At 69.7% G+C, this 20,823-nt stretch carries 18 protein-coding genes; 4 read left to right on the top strand and 14 right to left on the bottom strand.

Features of this window, described 5'->3' with window-relative positions; genetic code table 11:
• Nucleotides 1-10 precede the first annotated feature (10 nt).
• A complete protein-coding gene (locus AC1DVZ_RS00190) occupies nt 11-697 on the top strand; it encodes a M48 family metallopeptidase (protein ID WP_477616163.1) in 687 nt (228 codons plus the stop codon).
• A gap of 210 nt (nt 698-907) precedes the next feature.
• On the opposite strand, the gene AC1DVZ_RS00185 is transcribed toward AC1DVZ_RS00190, so the two are convergent.
• The 3 genes from AC1DVZ_RS00185 to AC1DVZ_RS00175 form a co-directional block, all read right to left on the bottom strand.
• Nucleotides 908-1,498: a hypothetical protein gene (locus AC1DVZ_RS00185; protein ID WP_477616162.1), complete on the bottom strand. Its 591-nt coding sequence runs from the start codon at nt 1,496-1,498 to the stop codon at nt 908-910.
• Nucleotides 1,499-1,523: 25 nt separating this feature from the next.
• Complete coding sequence (locus AC1DVZ_RS00180; protein WP_477616161.1) at nt 1,524-2,492, bottom strand: hypothetical protein; 969 nt, start codon at nt 2,490-2,492, stop codon at nt 1,524-1,526.
• Nucleotides 2,493-3,010: 518 nt separating this feature from the next.
• Nucleotides 3,011-3,562 (bottom strand): HNH endonuclease, encoded by a 552-nt coding sequence (locus tag AC1DVZ_RS00175; protein ID WP_477616160.1) that lies wholly within the window; start codon nt 3,560-3,562, stop codon nt 3,011-3,013.
• A gap of 330 nt (nt 3,563-3,892) precedes the next feature.
• On the opposite strand from AC1DVZ_RS00175, the gene AC1DVZ_RS00170 reads away from it, so the two are divergent.
• Nucleotides 3,893-4,486 (top strand): hypothetical protein, encoded by a 594-nt coding sequence (locus tag AC1DVZ_RS00170; RefSeq protein ID WP_477616159.1) that lies wholly within the window; start codon nt 3,893-3,895, stop codon nt 4,484-4,486.
• Between the two features lie 249 nt (nt 4,487-4,735).
• Here AC1DVZ_RS00170 and AC1DVZ_RS00165 read toward each other — a convergent pair whose 3' ends face one another.
• Nucleotides 4,736-4,966 (bottom strand): hypothetical protein, encoded by a 231-nt coding sequence (locus AC1DVZ_RS00165; protein WP_477616158.1) that lies wholly within the window; start codon nt 4,964-4,966, stop codon nt 4,736-4,738.
• Between the two features lie 635 nt (nt 4,967-5,601).
• On the opposite strand from AC1DVZ_RS00165, the gene AC1DVZ_RS00160 reads away from it, so the two are divergent.
• Nucleotides 5,602-5,931: a hypothetical protein gene (locus AC1DVZ_RS00160; protein ID WP_477616157.1), complete on the top strand. Its 330-nt coding sequence runs from the start codon at nt 5,602-5,604 to the stop codon at nt 5,929-5,931.
• 406 nt (nt 5,932-6,337) lie between these two features.
• Complete coding sequence (locus AC1DVZ_RS00155; protein ID WP_477616156.1) at nt 6,338-6,517, top strand: DUF1660 family phage protein; 180 nt, start codon at nt 6,338-6,340, stop codon at nt 6,515-6,517.
• A 173-nt stretch (nt 6,518-6,690) separates the two neighbouring features.
• On the opposite strand, the gene AC1DVZ_RS00150 is transcribed toward AC1DVZ_RS00155, so the two are convergent.
• From AC1DVZ_RS00150 to AC1DVZ_RS00105, 10 genes are all read right to left on the bottom strand, one after another.
• Entirely contained in the window at nt 6,691-9,357 is a 2,667-nt protein-coding gene (locus AC1DVZ_RS00150; protein ID WP_477616155.1) for a GAF domain-containing protein, read from the bottom strand.
• A 173-nt stretch (nt 9,358-9,530) separates the two neighbouring features.
• The gene (locus tag AC1DVZ_RS00145) at nt 9,531-10,319 is read right to left on the bottom strand and encodes an FHA domain-containing protein (RefSeq protein ID WP_477616154.1); all 789 of its coding nucleotides are present in this window, start codon (nt 10,317-10,319) and stop codon (nt 9,531-9,533) included.
• A complete protein-coding gene (locus AC1DVZ_RS00140) occupies nt 10,316-11,593 on the bottom strand; it encodes a vWA domain-containing protein (RefSeq protein ID WP_477616153.1) in 1,278 nt (425 codons plus the stop codon). The genes AC1DVZ_RS00145 and AC1DVZ_RS00140 overlap by 4 nt, the downstream gene beginning before the upstream one ends.
• Entirely contained in the window at nt 11,574-12,752 is a 1,179-nt protein-coding gene (locus tag AC1DVZ_RS00135; RefSeq protein WP_477616152.1) for a PP2C family protein-serine/threonine phosphatase, read from the bottom strand. The genes AC1DVZ_RS00140 and AC1DVZ_RS00135 overlap by 20 nt, the downstream gene beginning before the upstream one ends.
• Entirely contained in the window at nt 12,749-14,977 is a 2,229-nt protein-coding gene (locus AC1DVZ_RS00130) for a serine/threonine-protein kinase (RefSeq protein ID WP_477616151.1), read from the bottom strand. The genes AC1DVZ_RS00135 and AC1DVZ_RS00130 overlap by 4 nt, the downstream gene beginning before the upstream one ends.
• On the bottom strand, nt 14,974-16,215 hold the full coding sequence (locus AC1DVZ_RS00125) for a hypothetical protein (RefSeq protein WP_477616150.1): 1,242 nt from the start codon (nt 16,213-16,215) through the stop codon (nt 14,974-14,976). The genes AC1DVZ_RS00130 and AC1DVZ_RS00125 overlap by 4 nt, the downstream gene beginning before the upstream one ends.
• Entirely contained in the window at nt 16,212-17,237 is a 1,026-nt protein-coding gene (locus tag AC1DVZ_RS00120) for a glutamate ABC transporter substrate-binding protein (protein WP_477616149.1), read from the bottom strand. Before AC1DVZ_RS00120 ends, AC1DVZ_RS00125 begins: the two co-directional genes overlap by 4 nt.
• Nucleotides 17,234-18,670 (bottom strand): hypothetical protein, encoded by a 1,437-nt coding sequence (locus tag AC1DVZ_RS00115; RefSeq protein WP_477616148.1) that lies wholly within the window; start codon nt 18,668-18,670, stop codon nt 17,234-17,236. The genes AC1DVZ_RS00120 and AC1DVZ_RS00115 overlap by 4 nt, the downstream gene beginning before the upstream one ends.
• Complete coding sequence (locus tag AC1DVZ_RS00110; RefSeq protein WP_477616147.1) at nt 18,667-20,133, bottom strand: AAA family ATPase; 1,467 nt, start codon at nt 20,131-20,133, stop codon at nt 18,667-18,669. The genes AC1DVZ_RS00115 and AC1DVZ_RS00110 overlap by 4 nt, the downstream gene beginning before the upstream one ends.
• The gene (locus AC1DVZ_RS00105; RefSeq protein WP_477616146.1) at nt 20,130-20,804 is read right to left on the bottom strand and encodes a hypothetical protein; all 675 of its coding nucleotides are present in this window, start codon (nt 20,802-20,804) and stop codon (nt 20,130-20,132) included. Before AC1DVZ_RS00105 ends, AC1DVZ_RS00110 begins: the two co-directional genes overlap by 4 nt.
• Nucleotides 20,805-20,823 lie beyond the last annotated feature (19 nt).

Raw genomic sequence — 20,823 nt, 5'->3', positions numbered from 1 at the left:
ACTAGACGGCATGACGGTGCCCGTCGAGCGCAGCGGTGCCAGTCGACGCGCCCGGCTGACCGTAGACCGCGATGGCAGCTTGCGCCTGCGCGCCGCGAAGGACGTCGAGACTGATGAGCTGCAAGTATTCCTGCGGTCGAAGAGGGAATGGATCTACACCAAGCTCGCCGAAAAGGAACTCCTGCACGCCGAACCGATTGCCAAGGCGCTGGCCGACGGTGAAGGGTTTCTGTACCTCGGCCGCAGTCACCAGCTGCGCATCGTGGACAACGGCGCTGACCATGTGCGCCTCGAGCGCGGTTGCCTCGTCTTGCCCGAGCATCGGCGCAGCGACGGCTTGGCTCTGATCATCGACTGGTATCGGACCCGCGGCCTGAAGTGGCTCCGGCCGAACGTGTCCGAATGGGCGCGCCGGCTTCGCGTGCAGCCCTCGGCGCTCGAGGTCGCCGACCTTGGGCACAAATGGGGTGCGGCCACTTCTGACGCGCGTGTGCGGATTCACTGGGCGACCTTGCAGCTCCGCCCTGCTCTTGTCGACTACGTTGTCGCCCACGAATTGGCGCACCTCATAGAGGCGCATCACGGCACAGCGTTCTGGGTCACGCTCGCCCGCGTCATGCCTGACTACGACGAACGAAAAGTCATCCTTGCGAAAGAGGGATCTCGCCTTTGGATGGGAGAGCGGCCGCAGCCCTGATTCGACCGGAGAGTCTGGCCCGCCTGTCTTGTCCGAGAAGGCGCTGCACGGGCGAGGTACCACGCGATATCTATCACGCAGCGATTTCGGATCAGCCCGCGCATGCTTTACACCCTGGACGACGCTGCGCTCCGCTGCCTTAAGTGGCTCCAGCTGACCCGGGGTCGTGCAAGCGCCAAACGAATGAGGACCGCTCAGGCAGACGGCGCCCTAGCCGGACTTTCGAAACGGCGCCTTGTCGACCGAGTGGATAACTGGCGCCAAGGGCGCCACGTCGTCAAGCACCACCAGTCCCACGATTCGGCCAAATAGCAGCGCCAAGCGCAAGAGTCCCATCACAGCAACTAGGGCACCCACCTCAAAGACCCAGATGCCTGCATTGCCAGCAGCCGGCCGGCTGTCTAGACCAAATGCGATTAGAAAGAGGATGGCAGCCGACCCAGACCCGAGGAAGGCACCACGCCAAACCCGTCCGAGCTCCGGACCGAAGTTTTCCTTGAGGGCAACAACTCGATCGCCCTTGCCGGATAGGTACTGGCCGACACTGATGCTGGCCAGGGTCCCGGTCAACGAGACGACGACGGCGCACGCCCCGTACAGCGCGGTGCGACGGACTGGGTCAATGCCATCGAGAAGGGTGGGCCAGTCACGAAAGCGAACAGCCAGGAAGTGGCCACCGGAGACACCACCCACGATCAGGGCGTCTACCCACCGGTTCGATAGCCACCAACCCTCCAAGGACCCCACCATCTCCACGAGGTTGCCATGCACTACCGACAGACCACCGCGCGCGTTTGGCATGGGCACTCCCTCCGCTAGCCGCACCCTACTGCGGATCAGCCGCCCGCAACTCCTCCATCACCGCCGCGTCTGTGCCGTGGGCAACGATCTGTCGAACGGCACTGTCGTCGCGGATGACATTGCCATCGTCGTCGCGCGTCGTGATCACCGTCTGGGTAGTCATCCGCTGCTCGATGAAGTTTACTTCCTCGCGCCGCCGAGCCGTGTCGTCATCCACAACCAAATTGGCCTTCAGTGTCTTGATCGTGGACAGGCTCGCGAGAGTCTCGGTGTCCGATTTGAGCTGGTCACGTGCCGCCTGATGACCTTTGCTCTTACCCGGGGGCACTTGAAGGACAACCGTAACGATCATCTCGCCGTAAGTGTTCTCCACCTTCTTGAGGAACGATCCCAGATTGGGCAAACCTGCATTCTTGAGGGACTTCGCGGACTGAGTACCGAGCCTTACCGTTGTCTTCGCAACCCCGCCCGAGGCGTCCAACTTCTGCTGCACCTTACGAGATAAGCAGGGTTCAGCCACAAAGCGAAGGTCAGCTCCAGGAGGGAACATCTGCGTGAGCCACAACGCAACGGACGCATGGGTAGGGGCCGACAGTGATCCTCGAATGATGCCGAAGACATTGTTCAGGCCTGGGACGAACACGATCACGCTCGTCTCCACAAGGTCTCGATCGTTCCCCGCGACGAACTCTTCGGTCTCTTCATGCCCTGGTTCGTTTTGATACCGAAGGATGGCCAGCCAAGATTCGTCGCTGCGCGGAGACATCAAGCGGAGTGCGTACTGCGTGCCATCTACCAGCATGGCGCGACCGATCAGCCGTTCGCCAGCGACCTCGAATCGGCAGTCACTCACGTCCTTGCCCGAGAGGTTTATGAGGCCTTGCTCCCACTCGTCCTCAGTGACCCCGGTGGGCGAGCGATCGTCATTGGCGTTCGCGACCATTAGACGAAAGAAGGCAATCGTCCTCTTCTTTGGGCTTCCCTTGGCGACCATATGCATCCCCTCCATTCGGGACGCAGCATGACAGATGGAGCGCTTGCACGCCGACATTCGGGCAACACTGGACACGTTCTCGAGGTTCGAAGCGATCGGTTTGGTTCGGCGCCCATGCCTTCCTCTCGGTAGAGCTCGTACAGCAACCGCCCAGGACCATCCCGGATGATCGTGAGGGGCTGCGACAACTCCCCCTTCCGGCGCGCCAAGCCGCCACGAATGCAATTCAGCCTGGCGCCGACGGTTCACTGACACCGCCAGACCCTGCTCTCTTTGCGGCCCGGCCAAGCGTGCACCCTCTTGCGCCACGACTGTCCGGAGTCCGACACCCGACGGGGCCGAGCCACGTGAGAACTTTCCTTACTGGCTCAAGCGCGGCTCCGCCGCGAGCCGCGGGGCCCCGCGATGGGGCCCCGCGCTCCGGGCGCTTCGCGCCCTACGCGCACCCCACCGCACCCCACGACAAGCAAGAGCGGCGCCACCGGGTCTCCCCCAGCAGCGCCGCCCAATGCGATGCCTCAACGCACCGTGATCGTTGCGCCCTTCCGCCGATTGCAAGGGCCGCACAACACCTGCAGGTTCTCCGGAACGCTGGAGCCACCCATAGCAATCGGAATGACGTGGTCGAACTGAAGCTCCACCGTCGCGCCACAGTGCCGACACGCCCCCTGATCACGAGTCCACACCAGGTGCTTCACGTCGTCCGGGATCCCCTCACGCATGGGACGGGTTCGAGGTGCCGCTCCCATCGCGACGATTTGCTGTGCGCGGTCGATCCGTTGAGCCTGTCGTTGCTGTCGCGTCACCAACAAGGCGTGGACCGCGGCCGCGTCATAGCCCTCGTTCTCCGAGTAGAACTGGCCCTGGAACTGCCAGTACGTCCGGTTCTTGACCTTCACGAGACGCATCGGCACCTGCATCTGACGCGCCCGACCATCAGCAACCTGCGCCTTATGCAGCTTCTCCAACCGAACCTGGGTGCGGACGCCGATGTGAATCGTCAGCCATCCCTTGCCCGTAAACATCCCTGGCGAGAACGTCAGTCGGACGTTGTCATGCTTCCTCAGCATTGCCGTATCTCCCTCGCTACCACACGTGTCAGCGCGTAGACGATAGAAACCGAGGGCAGTCGCTGTCTCGGAAACGTCCATATCGGACCCGAACGGCCGACCCAGGTAGGGCACTCCCGCGCGGATCTCGAGTGGCCGCCGACCCTGCGCTCCACTCTCCGCCCGCCTCCGGGCCGCATCAAGGGCGCTACGCGTCACTGCGTGATGGCCTACGGCCACCCTTGACCCGACCACTCCGGCAGGCTCCCCTGCTCCGCTATCGGGCCGGTGCCTGAATGTGGTCGCCCAAACTCGGCCGTGCGAACCGGGCCGGCAACTAGCCTTCACCGCATGGATGAGGACTACGTCGAGACCCAGTGGACGCCTGCGGCAAGAGCGGCCTACGGGCAGCGGCTCGAGGAGCTGCACGCCGCCCTCGATGCCCATGCAGCCCTGGTACTGGACCGCACGGGTCAAGAGAGCGAGCTGAATGGGTACTTCGCGGCCGTCGACCGACTCACACGAGCCGCCGCGGCATTCGACGACGCCGAGTTCGACCTCTGTGGCTCGTACCCCCTCAAGATCGAACTCGACGAGAACGACTTCGACGATGACGACGAGGACGACGAGGAGCCTTGGGAGCCCGCCGCTGTACTGAGCGCGGTCGGTCGCTGGGACTTCAACGTCCACGACCCGGAGGCATTCATCGCCGCTGGCCGTGACGCACGGCATGAGGCCTACCCCGACGAGACCGACGACGAACGACGGGAGGCCGTAGAGCGACCAGAGCAAGCCGCCTACGAAATTGCTCACGCGCGAGGGTGGGACGCACTCATCGACGCCCCGGGAGTCTTCCGGTTCGTCGACTCGATGTCCTTCATTCCGCAACCGGACTACCAAGGCATGGGCCCCGACCCATACGCAATCGCGAAGTTCGACGACTGACACCAACAAGCTGGCCAGCAGGTACCTCAGAGGTACCCACAGGGTCCGAAACAGCCAGAACCACCAAGTCTGTGCTGCGAGCCAAACCGTTGCGGCACAACGGAATTCACATTGGGCCCGACCCTCGGGCTCGCTCCTAAAGCGGGTGTCGGCAGTTCGAGTCTGCCCGAGGGCAATGGTACCGATGGCACTGGTGCCGAAATCGCAGGTCAGAGGCCACTCTCAACCTTCTTATCGCCCTTCGGACTCTTATTCCTCGTGCGGAATCAGGCCTCCGACTCTGCGCGTGGCGTCGGCTTCGGCTGATCGGAATCGGGCGTCTTCGACGCTGGCGGCGATAACACGCATTTGAGCGGGATCGGCGGTGAGGTCGATCCATGCTTGTGCGCGGCCGCGTCGTCTGCCTACGAGGTAGCCGATCCAGCCGCCGACGCCGTAGGCGAGGGCAATGATTGCTGCGTAGACGAGGGTTTCAGTCACGGTGGCGAGTGTGTCAGGCGACGCGGCGACGAGTGAGCCCTCAGGCATGCCCAACAGTGGCACAGCAGGGATTGGCCGACTCTCCTGCACCCACAAGACGCCGGACTCGGTCCCGCCCGTCATACTGCAGCCCATGCAGATCACGCCGGGTGTCGGCATCCCTGGCGTCCAGATTGGAGCCACTCGCGCGGCCCTCGAAGCGAACGTGGGAACGCCCAAACCCAGTGAAGAGTCGTGCGTTCTAGTTCGATCGGGAACCGGACTACTGGGTCCACTACGCCCACGATGGGACCGTGGAGCTCGTCGAGGTCTTTCAGCACCGGGCGGCGCTTTGGATCGCACCAGCGTCCTACTGGCAGGATTAACTGGTCCCGAGAGAGGTATCCACAGAGTTCGAAGCACCAGGAACGACCCGGCACACAGCACGGCGATAGCGCTGCGCTGCAATGGAATTCGCGCTTCGGATCACCTCTGGGCTCGCTCCGAGGGCGGCTCTTGGCAGTTCGAGTCCGCCCGAGGGCACCGCCAAGAAGCCGCGGATCAGAGGACCGTTACGAATCTCGCTGCCTACTCCCGAGATGTAATGGGCAGGCTCTGCGTCACGTGAAGAGCCCGGATCGTCGAAAGGTTGCGAGATGCAGGTCTACGAAGAGATGGTCCGCGACGCTCTCGGCGAGCTCGCCGACGGGGAGCACCAACGCCAGCTCTGGACCAGCCTGACTCCGTCCGGGCAGTCCTCGCTCGAGGCGTGCTGGGAGCGGCTGTTCGACGACAGCGGCCTGGGCGAGGCGCTCGAGGGGCAGGCAGAGGTGTTCGGAGATCAAGCGGACCAGTGCCTGCGCGAGCTGGATGAGGCCTTGCGTCAGGTGCCAGCGAACGATTCGGCCGATGACGTCATCGCGAGTGACGAGATGGTTCTCGTCCGCAGCCTGGCCAGCAGGGCTCTCGGACTCCTGTCGGACTAGCCCCGCACGAAAGACGGCCGCCGCCGTGCGCGGACGTCTCGCTTGATCTGCTCTGGGACTGGTCCAGCAGGCCTCGAGACACGTTCACCTTTGCGCCGCCGACCATGCGCGCCACACTGAAGTCATGGACGTCAAGCGCGTGACATGCCGTCTCGTGGGCCACCGATGGAATCACCACCGGTTACCGGATCACACGGTCAAGTCGACGTGCCAGCGGTGCGGCCTGATCGAGTACGGCGACGGGGAGCCCGACTCGCGGGCCCAGCACATTGTCGGTGGTGGCGGCCCGGGCGGCCCTGGTTTCTGAGACGACGTCCCGTCGCTCCGCAGCCAGACCGGCAAGCGGCCTGAACGTCGCCCCCCGTAGGGGTGGTGGACTGCAGTGATGGGCGAGCACACTCGATAGATGGATATCAAGGCCCTGAACTGCCTGCTGAGGGGCCACCGTTGGCAGCGCGAGCGGCGGCCCAACGACACCGAGGTCTTGACGTGTCGCCGTTGCGGCGCCGTCGAGGTCGAGAAACACGACAGCGACCATCCGACCAACTGGTTCACCAGCGGCAGCCCCGGAGCAGGACCCAGCTGACGCTGCGCGATCAGGTCCCCGCTGTCGTCGGGGGTCTCTGGCTCAACGTGAGCGGTGACATCCCGCCACGTCGACGACGGGCGGTCAGATACCCCGAGAGTGCCCGCAGCGCACGTACAGCCAGAAGCACGCGGCATACCCAAGCGTCGACCGTCACGCCGTGACGGTGTCGCTCAGTCCGGCAGGGCGGCGGGCACGCCGGCGAGGCCGGCCAGGCGGGTCGAGAGCTGGATCAGGTCGAGACGGCTCTTGGACGCCACGAACTCCACGCGACCCTTGAGCCGTCGCCGATCGGCGGCGGTGAGCGTCTTGGCCGTGAGCACGACGATGGGGATGCCTTGCGTGTTCGGGTCGTGGTGGAGCGCGTCGATGACCGCGAAGCCGTCGGTGTCGGGCATGAGGAGGTCGACGAGGACCACCGCCGGTGACTCGCTGCGGACGACGGCGTGGGCTTCGGCGCCGTGGGCGCAGGTCCGCACGTCCCAGCCCAGTGGTTCGAGGGTGACCTGAACCAGCTCGAGCGCTGCCGGGTCGTCGTCGACCACCACGATCCGCCGGTTCGCCACCTGGTGGGGAGGGCCCACCCCCACCCGGCGCAGGGCGGCCAGGAGGTCGTCCTTGGCCACCGGCTTGACGAGGTAGTCGGAGGCGCCGAGCGCAAAGCCGCGGCCGCGTTCGGGGAGCACGCTGACGACGACGACCGGGGTGTCAGCCGTGGAGGGCTCTGCCTTGAGCGCGCCGAGGACGTCCCAGCCGTCCATGCCGGGCAGCCGGATGTCGAGGATGACGGCTGCCGGGTGGATCGAGCGCACCGCGTCCAGTCCCTCCTCGCCTGTCCCCACCGCCACCGGCCGCAGACCAGCCGCGCGGACGTGGACGGAGACCAGCTCCGCGGAGTTCTCGTCGTCCTCGATGATGAGGATGACCGGCCGGGCGGCTTCCCCTTCGCGACCCCAGGCGGCGTCAGCGTCGGCGTCATCGTCGGCGTCGGGCACGAGGCGCAGCGGGGCGGTCTGGGGGATCCGGAACCCGAACGTGCTGCCGACCCCGAGGGTGCTCTCGAGCCACAGCGTCCCACCGTGCAGCTCCACGATCCGGCGCGTAAGCGTCAGTCCCAGACCCGTGCCCTCCGCCGAGGAGCTGGAGCGGCCGCCCTGCTGGAAGGAGTCGAAGATCCTCGCCTGGTCCTCGGGGGCGATGCCCACACCGGTGTCGGTGACGCTGACCTCGAGGTCCCCCTCGACCCGGTGCGCGACCACGCGCACCGTGCCCCCGTCGGGGGTGAACTTCACGGCGTTGCTCAGCAGGTTGAGCATGACCTGCTTGAACCGCAGCTGGTCGGCCCAGATCGTCCCCAGCTCCTCCTTGGAGGCGTCCACCGACACGTGGATCTGGTGCTGAGCCGCCCGTTCGCGGACCAACAGGTGCGCGTACGCGAGGGAGTCGGCCACGTCAAACGACGTCCGGTCGAGCTCCATGTGGCCCGCCTCGACCTTCGACAGGTCGAGCACGTCGTTGATGAGGGCCAGCAGGTGGCGACCCGCGCTGTGGATGTCCTGGAGGTAGTCCGCCTGGCGCTCGTTGAGCTCGCCGAACATCCGCTCCAGCAGCACCTCCGAGAAACCGATCACCGCGTTGAGCGGCGTCCGGAGCTCGTGGGACATGCTGGCGAGGAACTCGGACTTGTGCCGGCTCGCGTCGGCCAGCTCGGCGCTCTGCCGTTCGAGCTGCTGGTAGAGCCGGGCGTTGGTCAGCGCGATGGCCGACTGGCTGGCGAACGAGGACAGGAGCTCGCACGTCTCGTCGCTGAAGCCACCGGGCTGCTTGCGCCGCACGACCAGCGCGCCGACGATGCGGTCGGCCCGGGTGAGCGGGATCGCGACGAGCGATCGCCAGCCGGCCTCACGGAGCAGGGTCAGGTGCGGGTCGAGGTCCTGGTGCTTGGACAGGTCGGGGATCTGGGCGACCTTGCGCGAGGCGGCCGTCCGGCCGACGAAGGTCTCGTCGACGTGGATGCGGGACTGCCGGAGCCGCTCGACCACGTCGCGGCTGGTGCCGTAGGTCGTGCGGACCCCGAACAGCCGGGTCTCCTCGTCGTACTCCATCAGCGACCCGCCGTCGGTCTCCGAGAGCTGGACGGCGTGCTTGAGCATCGTGGTCAGCACCTCGTCGGGGTCCAGCGAGGAGCTGATCGCCTCACCGACCTCCGAGAGCGCCTCGAGCTGCTCGACCTTGTTGGACAGCTCCTCCGACCGGCTCTCGAGCGCCCGGAACAGCGTCACGTTGCGCAGGGCCAGGGCGCCCTGGGCCGCGAACGTGCTCAGCAGGCTGCTGACCCGGTCGTCGAACGGGTCGACGACGGTGCGCCAGACCGAGAGCACCCCCACCACGTCGTCCTCGACGATCATGGGGGCGCCCATGATCGTCCGGATGCCGCTCTTGCTCTGGAACTCGGGCCGGTTGTAGTCAGGGTCCGCGAGCACGTCGACGATCTGCTGGGTCCTGCCGTCCAGCCCGACCCGGCCGACCAGGGAGGTGCGGTCGCGCGGCACCGGTTTGCGAATGGCCAGCTCGAGGTAGTCGGGCCGCAGGCCGACCGAGTGCACCATCGTGAAGTTGTGCTCGGTGGCGATGTGGATCGTCGCCGCATCGGCCCAGCACAACCGGCGAGCCCGCTCCACGATGGCGTCGAACACCTCGGCCTCACCCGAGGCGGACGTCCCGAGCACGGCCAGGATCTCGCTCGTCGCGGCCAGCTGTTCCTGCGTCTCGGCCAGCCGGGCCTGGAGGCGCGCCACGGCCGCCGCGCTCGCCGCGGACCTGTCCTCGGATTCGGTCACGTGAGCCTCCGATCGCGACTTCACAGCCGGTATGCCGTTCCCGCACCATCAGCAGTCTGTCCCCAGATCAGCGTCCCCGCCTACCTCCAAAGGGTGACGCTGCCTGCGGCGGCTCGGGTTTGCGTGGGGCGACGTCGGTGCGCCTGCCGACGACCTCGGCACCGCCCGGTAGGTCAGAGCGCCTGTTCCTCCGGAGTGGCCCTGCGCACGACCATCCGGGTCCACGCACCGACATAGACCCGGTCGCCCTCCGCGAGCTCACGACGCTGCCCGGCGGGCAGCGGGGTCTCGGGCAGCGGGCCGCTCGCGGAACCGACGTAGGTGCCGTTGGAGGACTGCAGGTCCTCGACCCACCACCGAGACCCGTCGGTCGTGAGCTGGGCCTGGCGGCGGCTCACTCCGGGGTCAGAGGCGAGGTCGATGTCCGGGTGGATGCCACGGCTGACCGACGGCCGACCGACGAGCAGGCTCTGCCGCCGCAACGGAAAGGTCTCCGGCAGTCCCGGCGACGGACACGGGTCGTCGCTCTCCTGGGACGCGTACCAGTCAGGGTCGACCCACACCTCGACCACCCAGCCGACGGAAACCTCGGGCGCCACGGGCGGCGCGGGTGCCTGCGGGTCGGGCGCACCCGGGTTGGGTGCCTGCGAGCCAGCAGACCCCACCCCGGCGCCGAGGTCGAGAGCCGAGGTCGGCGCCACCTCCGCGGGGCGTGGCATCGTCCCCGTCGTGAAGTCGTAGCCGCACGCCTCGCAGAACAGCGCCGCTGAGTCGTTGTCGGTCCCGCAGCTGGGGCACTCCTGCGGCGCCGCCGCGGTCGCTTCACCTGCGGGAGCAACATCGGGAGCGGTATCGGGAGCCGAGACAGGCGCCGCCTCCGGCGCCCCGATCGGTGCCCCGCAGACGTCGCAGTAGTCCGTCGCGACGGAGTCGTGCCCGTTCGGACACGTGATGGCGCTCATTTCCTGACCCGAGTCGTCTTGGTGGACGCCGTGTCGAGCGCCATCTCGTCGAGCTTGCTCACAGCCCTACGCAGCCGGACCGTGCCGGTGTCGGCGTCGTCGATCTCGACGATCTTGCGCAGGCGCGTGGTCGCCTCCTCGTTGCCGGTCTGGGCCGCGAGCTGCACCGCCCGCCCGAGCTTGGCGGTCGCCGTGGTCGTGTCACCCGCCGCCTTCGCGGCGAGACCGTCCTGGATGGCCTCCGCGAGCTCTGCCTGGCCGGTGTAGTGCGCGACGGCCGGGTCGATCCGGGCCGTCAGGGTGTCGTCGTTGGACCACAAGGCCTTGACCAGGCCCTGGGCCACCACGCTGTCGCCCACGGCCAGCTGCACCCGCGAGGCGAGCTGTTCCTGCCCCACAGACTTCGCGGGAAGCCGCACCGCCACGTGGTAGTCGCGGGCCTCGTCACCCCAGGAGCCGGTCGGGTAGCCCCCGGTCAGCGGGTTGACCTCGTGCCGACGCGGCGTGAGGTCCTCGACCGTCGGCGCGACCTGTCTGACGAACAGCACCTCGGCCCCCTGCGGCGCCCACACCCGCAGCGACGCCTCCGCGACACCACGGCCCATCGCCTGCCGCATGATCTGCTCGAAGTCCGCGGCCATGTCCTCGGGGCGCGCGATCAGGTCGACGCTGCCCAGCAGAGCCGTCGCGATCCGGCGAACCTCGGCCACCTGCCAGTCCTCGCCCACGCCGCGGCAGTCGCACTGGAACCGGCCCTTGGCCTGCTCGATGGCGGCGGAGAGCTCCTGCGGCGTCTCGTGCTGGTTGATGCCGTCCGTCAGGAGGATTGCGTGCCGCTGCGCCAGCGTGGGCCGGGACGCGAACACCTTGGTGGCCAGCCTCAGCCAGGTGCCCATGGCGGTGCCGCCGTCGGCGAAGAACGAGCCGACCGCCGCCTTGGCCTGGGCCCGGACCTGCGGGTCCATCCGCACCATCGCGGGCTCGGGGGTGACGGGGAACGCCAGACGTGGCAGGTGGCTCCCCGCGATGACGGCGAACCAGACACCGTCGAGCACCTGGTCGAGCGCGGCGGCGGCGGCCTGCTGTGCGGCGACGATGTTCTCGCCCTTCATCGAGCCGGAGGTGTCGACGATGACGATCTCGCCGGCCTCGCCCGAGTCCGTCTGCCCCGCCTCGCCCGCGCCGGAACACGTCACCGTGACGATGGCGTGGACGTCCGTCCCGCCGTCGGGCAGGAACTCGTTCTGGAACACCTCAGCTGAGAACGTTGCCATCTGGCGTGCCTTCCTCTTGGTATGCCGCGGGCGCCGGCTCGGCGGTGGTGGCAGCTGCCGCCGTGGCCGGTGTCGCTGGGCCGACCCTAGCGAGGGTCACCGTGATGTTGTCCTTGCCGCCCTGGGCATTCGCCCAGTCGACCAGGCCGTCGGCAAGGTCGAGCGGGGCCCAGCCGGTGGCCGAGGCCGTGTCACGGAGCAGGGCTGACATCGCGTCCCCTTCGGAGCAGTAGTTCCAGAGACCATCGGAGCACACCATCACCCACCCCGGCTCGCTCAGGTCGAGGGAGGCCGTCCGCGGGGTGTGGTCCGGCGCGTCGATCCCGAGCCACCGGGTGATGGCATGCGCCTGCGGCCCGTTCTCCGCATCCTTGCGCGGCACCCCGGCAGCGATCTGCTCCGCCGCGAAGGAGTCGTCGATGCTAAGCAGCTGGCCAGCGCCCTCGTCGGGCAACCAGTAGGCCCGGCTGTCCCCGACCCAGCCCACGACGAGCTCGGACTCCTGGAGGACCGCGGCGACGAAGGTGCAGGACGCCGGGTTGCCCGGGCCTGGGGTGGTGTTGCGGATGACCGCGTCGTTGGCGGCATCGACCGCGACCTCCATGGCCCTCGCCGTCGCCGTGCGCCGGGTCGCCGCGGTGCCGAGCGCCTGCGGCCGGGAGACCGCGAGCACGTCACGGGCGGCCCGCGCGGCGGCAAGGCTGGCCACGTCGGAGTCGGTGGACGACGACACCCCGTCGCAGACGACGAGCACTGCATGGCTGCCCTGCTCGGCCCCTGCGTGCAGCGCCATCGCGTCCTCGTTGCGGAAGTGGCGGATGCCGCGGTCGCACACCCCGGCGACCCACGGGGCCGGCGTCTCGACGAAGTGGTCGCGCTCGCTGACGGCCTCGGCACCGCACTGGGTGCAGTAGCCGTCAGCGGCAACCTCGCCGCCACATTCGTGGCAGGCCCTTGCGACTGGCGCGGCTGCCACGGGTGCTCCCTGCGGAGGCGCTGCGGCAGCGGGAGCCAGCTCGGCGCCACAGGCCTCGCAGAACCGGTCGCTCTCGCCGATCGGTGCCGAGCAGGTCGGACAGGTCAGCGCCACGTCCGCCACCGGCATACCGCCCTCTCCCTCGGTGACACCGGCGTCCAGGTCGGGCCCGGTCTTCGTCATCGCAACGTCCAACGGCGCACGGAGTTGGCCTGGTCGACGAGCCGCACGCGCTCCTGGGGGGAGGCCGCGTGCGTCGCGAGGTCGCGGTAGGCGGACTCGAGGCCGTCGCGCAGCGAAGGCTCCGACGCAGGGTGACCTGCGAGGGAGACCGTCGGGTCGGCGCCCTGCGTGGTCACCACGGACAGGGCCGCCTCGAGCACGTCGACCCGGAAGCGGGAGCGGTCCACCGGGTCGATGGTCAGGTTGTCGATGCTCTCGAGGGCCGCGGCGAGGGCCGGCAGCCCACCACCCGACTCGGCCAGGAGCCCCGCCCGTCGGCGCCGGGCCTGCGTGAAGGCGCGGCTGGTCGCCGGCACGAGGTCCAGGGCACGGACGGCGCCGTCGATGTCGCCACGACCGGAGCGGATCCGGGCGAGGCCGAACGCCGCCGGGGCGATGTAGTTGGCGTCGGTGCGGGCACACGTGACGTAGAGCGACTCGGCGACATCGGCCTCACCGCCGGTCTCGCAGGCGAACGCGAGGGCCAGCTTGGGGGCCAGCTCTCCCGGCACCTGGCCGTAGACCGCGTTGAAGGCGCTCTGGGCGTCGGAGTTCCTGCCCCGCGCGAGTGCGACGAGGCCGTCCAGCCAGACCGCGCGCCACTCCCAGGGGTCGTCGGTGAGCAGGGCCTGCACGGCCTGGTCCACCCGTTCGTGGTCGCCTGCGTGCAGGGCTGCCTGCGCGGTGGCCAGCAGCACTTCGGGGCTCTTCTCCGGCGCGCCGTCCAGGGCCACCAGCCGCTGAGCGGGGTCGTCGATGCTCACCGTCCGCAACCACGACGCCTGGGGATCGCCCTCGTCCCGGCGCAACGTGGGCAGGTGCTGCCAGGCGAGGGAGTCGTCCGAGACCGTGGGCACGTCGAAGAGCAACGACGAGGTGGAGTGCTCCGCGGCTCCCTCGCGCTCGAGGGCGACGACCTCTCGCAGCACCCCCAGGAGCTGGACGCGCAGCTCGTCGGCGCTGACGAACCGGTCCGCCGGATCGGGCGCGCAGGCCTTGAGCAGCAGCCGGTAGAGCGAGTCGTGCTTCTGGAACAGCGGTGTCTCGTCCACGGGCGGCAGGGAGGCGACATAGGTGCTCTGGTAGCCGCGGAACTCCGACGTGAGGACCATCAGCGCGCGCCCGATGGTGTAGATGTCCGAGGCCACCGACGGCCCGACCTGGGGCACCTCCGGCGCCTGGTAGCCCGTCGTGCCGTAGATCGCCGAGTCGAGGTCGTCGAGCCGCCTCACCCCACCGAGGTCGATGAGCTTCACGGCGTCGCCGACCTGGATCACGTTGTCAGGCTTGAAGTCGCAGTAGACGAGGTTGAGGTCGTGGAGGTACTGGAAGGCAGGAAGCACCTCGATGACGAAGGCGATCGCCTGGTCGACCGGCAGGGGGCTGTAGGTGCCGCCGGCCTTCTTCATCCGGTCCTTGAGCAGCTGCTTGAGCGAGGTGCCGCCGACGTACTCCATGACGATGTAGCCCGCGCCCTCGTGCGACACGAAGTTGTAGATCTCGACGATGAGCGGGTGCTCGACCTGGGCCAGGAACTGCCGTTCGGCGATGGCCGCGGCGAGCGCGTCGGGGTCGCCGGAGTTCAGCAGGCCCTTGAGCACCACCCAGCGGTCGGAGACGTTCCGGTCGCGCGCGGCGTAGATCCAGCCCAGCCCGCCGTGGGCGATGGCGCCGGCGACGACGTACTGCCCACCGACGATGTCGCCCTCGTGCAGCTTGGGGGTGAACGAGAACGGGTTCCGGCACGTGGCGCAGAAACCCTCGGTGCGACCGGGCTTGCCGTCCCTGGACCGGCCGACGGGAGACCCGCACGACGGGCACGTGCGCCGCTCCTCCGGGACCATCGGGTCCGCCAGGACCGCCGTGGCCGCGTCGATGGTCGGCACGGGTGGGATCGAGGTCAGCCCCGCGCCGAGCCGGGCACCCCGCAGTCGTTGCGAGGACGTGCCCAGACGGCGGGTGACCTTGCTGCCCCCCGTGGTCCGCGCCGTCCCGAGGGCTGTGGAGGCGAGCCGGTTGGAGGCGCGCGACACCGTCGACGGGGTCTGGCCGATGCCGGCCGGCGCCGTGGCCACCGACACGTCAGGCGCGGCAGCCGCGGCTGCCGGCGAGCCGCACACGTCGCAGTAGCCGTCGAGAATCGTTCCGGTGCAGCCCGGCTGGGTGCACGGCACGGTCGTGGTCATGAGGCTGCTCCTGAACCGGGTCGGCCCGGGTGGCGTGGCGTGCTCTGGGCGCTGCCCAGAGCGGCCCCGAGATAGGCCTGGTATGCCGCGACGAGAGCCCGCGCCCGCGCCAGGTCCGCCGGTGTCTGGTCGAGCACCTCGAGGGCGCGGGTCTCGAGCTCCTCGAGGTCTCGTGCTCGTCCCGCGTCGACCTTTGCGTCCGAGGGTGGGGCGGCGAGGGCCGCAGCCTTCGCGGCATACGCCCCGAGGCGCCCGCGCAGCTCTGCGCGCTCGGCCAACGCCGCGGCATACGCGTCCTGCGCCATGGTCATGGCGCGACGGACCTTGTCCAGACGCACCAGGTAGGCGTCGACGGCCGCCGGGTCGCCCGGCACGGGCCCCAGGGTCGACACGTCCGGCACGGCAAGCCGAGGGGGCGACACCACCTCCGCGACGCACCGCGCCGCGAGGTCACGCAGGGCAGCGCCCTGCGCCTCGAGCTCCCCACGCAGGGCGTGGGCGCGGGCCGAGTCACGGGAGTCGGCCGCGCGCCGGGAGGCCGCGACGATGAGGTCACGCTCGGCGCGGGCCGCGTCGTGCTCCAACGGGCCCAGCAGCCCCCCGACGTCCGCACCGCGCTGGAACCGGGCGCTGAGGTCGTCGACCTTCGCGGAGAGCCGGGCCAGCGTGGAGGACGTCGACGACGTGGCCGAGATCGACGACGTGGATGAGGTGGACGACGTGGACGACGAGGCGGCGTGGACCGAGGAGGGCTCGCCGTCGACGAGGTCCCTGATGCGCTCGACCGCGGCGCGCAGCTGGCGGATCCGGGTGGTGAAGTCGGCCTGCGACGTGTCGACGCCCAGCCGGGCCCGCAACGACGTCGCCAGCGCATCCGACAGGCGGCACGCCTCGGGCAGCGACACCGCGAGGGTGGTGTCGACCCGGCCCCAGACGAGGGTGGAGAGCCGCTCCAGCTCCGTCGGACCCGCGCGCCCCGAGTCCCACGTGGCCGTGAGCAGGTCGTAGCGGTCCGAGGCGGCCTTCCAGAGCGCCATCGAGAGCAGCAGGTCGCCCGTGAAGGCCGACTGGTCGGGAGCCTGCAGCGCCGTCGTGTCCAGGAGGTCGAGCTCGGCCTTGCGCTGGTCCCGCCAGGAGCCCAGCGCCTCGAGGTACCGCAACGCCTCCATGGCGACCAGGGGCGTGCCAAGCCGTCCCGGGGCGACGGGAGCCGAGGCGCTGGCCATGGTGGCGGTCACCGGGTCCGTCCGTACACAGCGACCGGCGGGCCAGGCACCGGGCCCAGCGCCTCGGCCAGCCAGGTGTTGTAGCTCTTGGTCCACCGGCCGTCAGCCCGCATCTGCGCCAGCACACCGTTGACGAACGCCACGAAGTCGACGTTGGCCGCGTTGAAACCCAGACCGTACGGCTCGGCGGTGAACGGGGGGGCATCGACCACGCGAGCGTAGGGGTCCTGGGCCACGAGACCGGCCAGCACCGTGGCGTCACCGATGATGGCGTCGACCTTGCCCTCCTGGAACAGCACCAGGCAGCCGGTGTGGGTGTCCGAGCCGACCGGTACGACGCCGGTGAAGGTCCGGAGCTTTTCCATGCTCGTCGTGGCATTGGGTGCGCAGACCTTCCTGCCGACGAGGTCCGCCATCCCGGTGATGGGACCACCGTTCTTGGACTTGTCCCCACGGCGGACCAGGACGTTCTGTCCGGACCGGTAGTACTCGCTCGAGAACGCGATGCCCTTCCAGCGGGTGCAGTTGATCGTCATGTTCCTGGCCACGATGTCGACGGTGCCGGCCTTCAGCGATGGCTCACGCTGCGCCGAGGTGATGACCCGCGGCTCGATCTTGTTGGGGTTGTTGAAGATCGCCTGCGAGACCGCGTGCAGCATGTCGATGTCGAAGCCCTCGATCTCGCCCGAGACGGGGTTCCGCGAGCCGAGCAGCAGTGTGTCGGCCGAGACCCCGGCGATCAGGCGGCCGCGAGCCTGGATCCGGGCCATCGTGCTGCCCGCGGGCATGTCTCCCGGGCTGGGCATCGTCGCCGGCGGAGCATAGGACGGCAGGCAGTTGGCCGCGACGACGTCTGGGTTGGCGGGCGTGGGCGTGGTCGTGGGGGCAGGCGTTGTCGGGGTCGTGGTCGTCGCGCTGACCTGGTTCTTGGGTATGGGCGTCGCCTCGTAGGCGCCGGCGTTGGAGCACGACGCCACCGCCAGGCACGCAGCCACGGCGACGGTCGCGAGCGCCGTTGCGCGCCGGCGGCTCATCGGTACTCCTCCAGCCGGAGCGAGAAGCCCCGCCAGGCCAGGGCCGCGGCCAGCAGGCCGGCCAGGACACCCAGCGCGCCGCCGACGGGGAGCAACCCACCCGCCCCGTCCAGGCGCGAGGCGACCTCGGCGTTGAGACTGGACAGCTGTCGCGCCGACGCGGTGTCGAACTGGGCGAAGGAGCCGTTGCCGGTCTGGGCCCCCGTCCCCGTGGCGAGCTTCACGGCGCCGTTCCAGTCCCCCTTGTTGTCGAGCGTGCGGATCTGCTGGTGCACTCCCGCATACGTGGGCCAGGGCAGGGGCGTGCCGCGCCCAGCGGACACGGGGTTGCCGGCGAGGTGCTTCAGCTCGGTCCGCACCGCGGCATCAGAGGCCTGCCAGGCCTTCTCGAAGGCGGTGCCGGAACCACGGGCGATGAGGGTGAGGCTCTCGTTCGACTTGGCGTCGAACGCGGCGATCCGGGCCTTCGCCGTCGACAGGGTCGCGGCATAGACCCCGGTCCGCACCGTGTCGACGGAGCGAGCCACGGCGGCAAGGGCGACGACGCCGGCCACGAGAGCCACCAGCACCACGACGGCGCCGGCTGCGAGCGGGACGTTGACGTAGCGCCTGGTCCGGCGGGCCAGCCACACCAGCTCGAGCGCCAGCACCACCAGGGCGAGCAGCCCGACGATGACCAGCCAGAGGGCGGCACGGCCGGCGTTGTCGAACTCGGTGGCGACCCGCTCGTCGTTGGCGTCGACGAGGTTCTTCAGGATCGGCCGCGCGTCGGCCCGCAGGTTCGCGCTGGCGTCCTTGAGGTACTGGGCGCCCACGGGCAGCGCCTGGCGGTTGTTGGCCCGGGCGCGCTCGACCTCGCTGGTGTAGGCGACCAGCGACTGGTTGAGCGCGCCGAGAGCCCGACCGTCGGCCGGCTGGTGCTGCGCTGCCTCGGCGATGAGCTCGGTGGCGGACGCGACCGCCCTGAGGTAGTCGGCACGCTGGGCGGGCGGTTCCAGTCCTCCGACGAGGAAGGCGTTGGTGGCGTCGGCGTCGGCCTGGACCAGGTTGGTCTGGATGGCCTGGATCCGCACGAGCTGGTCGGTGTTGGCTCCGGCCCTGTCGAGGGCGCCACTGGCAGACCGGAAGGCCTGGCCGCCGGCGAGCCCGAAGGCGAGGGCGACCGCCACACCCACCGCGGCCAGCCAGCGCAGGCGACCGGGGGTTTCCTGCAGGCTCGCGCGGACCCTGGCGAGCAGGGTCGAGACCTGGCCGGCCAGGCCGGTCCGGGCGCCGGAACCGCCGTCGGCGCCGGGCGCGGAACCCGTTGCCGAACCCGTTGCCGAACCGCGAGCGGAACCCCGTGCGGGGCTGGAGGTGGCGCGGTCACCTGGCACCGGAGGGGCGCTCACGGGAACAGGCGTTGCCGCGGTCGCGGTCGCGGGGGTGGTCACGGCATACCTCCAAGGGGGCGGTCTCGGGGTCCCGGATCCGCAGCGGTCAGCACTGGCTCTGACGCCGATGCACCGCCGGCGGATCCGTCCTCGAGCAGTTCCTCGTCGAAGTCGCGCGCCACGAGCTGGCGGAGCTGGTCAAGGGACGGGGCGTCGACCTCGCGCAGCCGCCAGGCGTGCGCGCCGATGGCGGCCTCGAGGGCGTTGCGGGCGAACCTGCCGTTGCCGAAGCTGCTCCCGCGTGGCGTGCGGCCGAGCACCTCCCGGAACCGCTCGGTGGCCTCGGGCAGCAGCTCGTAGTCGGCGTCCCCCGCGAGCTTGACCAGGATCGACTCCAGCTCGTCGTCGCTGTAGTCCTCGAACTCGATCGTCGTGCGGAACCGGCTGGCGAGCCCGGGGTTCGCGCCGATGAACGCCTCCATCGGCGCCGGGTAGCCGGCGACGATGACGACGAGGTCGTCGCGCCGGTCCTCCATCTCCTTGACGAGGGTGTCGACCGCCTCCTGGCCGTACTGGTCACCCTGTGGCCCGGCGCCCGTGAGGCTGTAGGCCTCGTCGATGAACAGCACCCCACCCGCCGCGGACGCGACGACCTCGGCGGTCTTGGTCGCGGTCTGGCCGAGGTAGCCGGCCACCAGCTCGGAGCGGTCGACCTCGACGAGCTGGCCGCGGGACAGCAGGCCCAGGGCCTGGTAGATGCCGCCCACCAGCCGCGCCACCGTCGTCTTGCCGGTGCCGGGGTTGCCGGTGAACACCAGGTGGCGGGTGATGGAGGGGCTCTTCAGACCCGCGTCGGTGCGCAGGCGCTCGATGCGCAGCACGGCCACCTGGCGGTGGACCTCGCGCTTGACCCGCTGCAGCCCCACCAGGGCGTCGAGCTCGGCCAAGAGCTCGTCGAGGCTCCGCGCCGGCGCGGGTGCGGGCGTCGCCGTGGCCGTGGTCGCCGGGCCCGACGCCTGCAGTCCGGTATGCCGCGTGGGCGTCGCCGTGGGGTTCTCCAGGGTCGTCGTTGCCGGGGTCGGGGCCGCCGGGGTCGGGGCCGTTGGTGAGGACGCCGGGGCGGACGAAACGCGGGGGACGGCTGAGAGCTGGGCGGCGGCCGCCACGGAGGCATTGCCGATGACGCGCATGGTCGGCTCGCCGAGCTTGCAGGCCGCGGAGGCGACCTCGGCCAGCGCCTCGGCGTAGGCGCGGGCTGACGGGGACCCTTGTGCGACAAGGGCGCTCAGCGACGCCGTGGGGGACTCGCGCCAGCGACGCCCCCGGCTCGCCGCATCGAAGAAGTCCTGCGTGGAGGCGTCGCCGACGGCCCGCGCCCAGTCCGAGGCCGCCCCCGGGGCCGACTCGGCGACGGCCGCCGCGAGGCAGAGCGCCTCGGACCGCGCAGCGATCGGGTCCAGCCCTGCGCTCGAGGCCAGCGCCGCCGCGACGTCGACTGCCTCGCCCAGGCTCGATGGGCTCATGAGGCGTCCCGTCCAGCCGGGGGCTGGAGCCGTTCGAGGCTGCCGGTGTCCTCGTCCGGGGACGTGGCAGCCTGCACGTCGGGCACGTCGGGCACGTCCGGCATGGCCGGCGCGGCCGGGATGGTTGGCGTGCCCGGCATCGCCGGCACCGGCGTGGCGTCCATGTTGAGCGACCCGCCCGACGAGGCGGTGCCGAACTTCTCGGCCAGGAACCGCCCGTGAGCCACGAGCGCGGCGGCATCGTCGCGGCATACCGCGTCGTAGACCTTGTCCATCGTCGAGGCGAGGAGGTCGAGCTGGTCGATGAGCACCATGAGCGAGGACTTGCCGCGGTCGACCGGCCGACTGTCCGCGAACTGCCTCGGGAGGCGCAGATAGCCGCCGACCGCCTCGGGGAGGTAGTCGGTCGCGGTGGCCATCACGGAGTACGCCTGGGGACTCCCGGCGCCGAGGCTCTGGAGCCGGGGAATGGTGTCGCGCACGACCCGGTCGACCCGCCTGACCCGTGAGGCGACCGGCGCGGGCACGGCGCCGCCCGCCACCATCGTCTCGACGCGGTCGAGGGCCGCGAAGAGGTCGTCGCTGGTCGGCACCGGGGGTACGCGGAAGCCCTTGTCGCCGACCGGCTGTTGCGGCCGGCGCAGGAGGCGATCCCAGAACCCACCCGACATGTGCTCACTATCCCCCACG

Source organism: Pedococcus sp. P2_E5 (assembly GCF_056403895.1).
The sequence above is the reverse complement of the archived record's forward strand: the minus strand, read 5'-3'. Positions and strand labels throughout refer to the sequence as shown.